The following is a 2419-nucleotide window of genomic DNA, read 5'->3' on the forward strand; positions in this document are numbered from 1 at the left end:
CCGTGCTGGCCAGCCACGACGCGGACGCCGTCCTCGCGTTCGCCGACACCGACCACGCCCGCGACGACTACGACGTGTGGCAGCACGCGCTCGAGGTGCTGCCGCCCGGCTCGCCGCGCGCCCTGCAGGTCGCCGCGCACCTGGACGCGCTCGACGCCGAGCTCGGCTGAGCGCTGCAACGTCCCCGCAACGTCGGTGTGACTAGCGTCACGGCCACGCCCGTCCCGGGCGGCACCCCCACTCGCACCGAGGAGCGTCCATGAGCGTCTACGCCCAGCCCGGCACCGACGGCAGCGTCGTCACCTACAAGCCCCGCTACGACAACTGGATCGGCGGCGAGTACGTCGCCCCCGTCAAGGGCCAGTACTTCGAGAACCCGTCGCCGGTCAACGGCAAGGTGTTCTGCGAGGTCGCCCGCTCCACCGCCGAGGACGTCGAGCTCGCCCTCGACGCCGCGCACGCCGCCGCGCCCGCCTGGGGCCGCACGTCGCCGGCCGAGCGCGCCGTCGTCCTCAACCGGATCGCCGACCGCATCGAGGCGAACCTGGAGATGCTCGCCGTGGGCGAGACCTGGGACAACGGCAAGCCGGTGCGCGAGACGATGGCCGCCGACCTGCCGCTGGCCGTCGACCACTTCCGCTACTTCGCCGGCGCGATCCGCGCCCAGGAGGGCAGCCTGTCGCAGCTGGACGACGACACGGTCGCCTACCACTTCCACGAGCCGCTGGGCGTCGTCGGCCAGATCATCCCGTGGAACTTCCCGCTGCTCATGGCCACCTGGAAGCTCGCGCCCGCGCTGGCCGCCGGCAACGCGGTCGTGCTGAAGCCGGCCGAGCAGACGCCCGCGTCGATCATGCTGCTCGTCGAGCTCATCGCCGACCTGCTGCCCCCGGGCGTGCTCAACGTCGTCAACGGCTTCGGCGTCGAGGCCGGGGCCCCGCTGGCGTCCAGCAGCCGCATCCGCAAGATCGCCTTCACCGGCGAGACCACGACCGGGCGCCTGATCATGCAGTACGCCAGCCAGAACCTGATCCCGGTCACCCTCGAGCTCGGCGGCAAGAGCCCCAACATCTTCTTCGAGGACGTCGCCTCCGCCGACGACGCGTTCTACGACAAGGCGCTCGAGGGCTTCGCGATGTTCGCGCTGAACCAGGGCGAGGTGTGCACCTGCCCGAGCCGCGCGCTCATCCAGAACTCGATCCTGGAGTCGTTCCTGCCCGCGGCCACCGAGCGGACGAAGGCGATCAAGCAGGGCAACCCGCTCGACCCCGAGACGATGATCGGCGCCCAGGCCAGCAACGACCAGCTCGAGAAGATCCTCAGCTACATCCAGATCGGCATCGACGAGGGCGCCCGGGTCATCACCGGCGGGGAGCGCACCGACCTCGGTGGCGACCTGTCCGGCGGCTACTACGTGGCGCCGACGATCTTCCAGGGCACCAACAAGATGCGGATCTTCCAGGAGGAGATCTTCGGCCCCGTCGTCTCGGTGACCGGGTTCGACGACTTCGACGACGCGATGAGCATCGCCAACGACACGCTGTACGGCCTCGGCGCCGGCGTGTGGTCGCGCGACACGAACCGCGCCTACCGGGCCGGCCGGGCGATCCAGGCCGGACGCGTGTGGACGAACTGCTACCACCAGTACCCGGCGCACGCGGCGTTCGGCGGCTACAAGTCGTCGGGCATCGGCCGGGAGAACCACCACATGATGCTCGACCACTACCAGCAGACCAAGAACCTGCTGGTGAGCTACTCGCCCGACGCCGCCGGCTTCTTCTGAGCCGATGACCGTCAGCCGCGTGGCGCTGACCCCGGAGGCCGCGGACCTGCTCCGCGGCCTCCGGGCGCAGCACGGCCCGCTCATGTTCCACCAGTCCGGCGGCTGCTGCGACGGGTCGGCCCCCATGTGCTTCGCGCAGGGGACGTTCCTGACCAGCGCCGCCGACGTCCACCTCGGCGACCTCGACATCGGGGCGTCCGACGACGACCCCGACGGCGTCGTGCCGGTCTGGATCTCGCGCGAGCAGTTCGCCTACTGGTCGCACACCCACCTGACCATCGACGTCGTCCCGGGACGAGGAGCCGGCTTCTCGATCGAGACGCCGACCGGCTTCCGCTTCCTGGTGCGCTCGCGCGTCCTGACCGAGGAGGAGACCGCCGAGCTCGCCGCCCGGGAGGCCTAGCCGGACGTCCGCCCGACCGTGAGCCATCTCTCGTCACCGTCACCGGCATCCGACATCGTCGTTGTTACGGTGACTCAGGTCACCGTCGACGAGAGGGAAGCATGGGACGCTCCGCCGGACCCCTGACCGTCCTGCGCCGCATCGGGATGCTGCGGCCGCAGGCCCCGCACCGGATGCTGGCCGCCGGGCGCGAGCTGCTGACGTGGGGCCCGGCCTGCCGTCGGGCGCTGCAC

General features: G+C 70.9%; 2 protein-coding genes. Both read left to right on the plus strand.

What is annotated here, in order from left to right; all coding sequences use genetic code 11:
• The first annotated feature begins 259 nt into the window (after positions 1–259).
• Positions 260–1783 (plus strand): aldehyde dehydrogenase, encoded by a 1524-nt coding sequence (gene adh, locus AC2W7G_RS13780; protein WP_485868939.1) that lies wholly within the window; start codon positions 260–262, stop codon positions 1781–1783.
• 19 nt (positions 1784–1802) lie between these two features.
• The gene (locus AC2W7G_RS13785; protein WP_485868940.1) at positions 1803–2186 is read left to right on the plus strand and encodes a DUF779 domain-containing protein; all 384 of its coding nucleotides are present in this window, start codon (positions 1803–1805) and stop codon (positions 2184–2186) included.
• Positions 2187–2419: the final 233 nt, after the last annotated feature.

It is taken from the genome of Aeromicrobium sp. PFPM2_SD2, assembly GCF_057364525.1.

What these genes read in the sequence shown, in the direction of transcription:
- adh (WP_485868939.1), top strand. Translation starts at nt 260, where the DNA reads ATGAGCGTCTACGCCCAGCCCGGCACCGACGGCAGCGTCGTCACCTAC.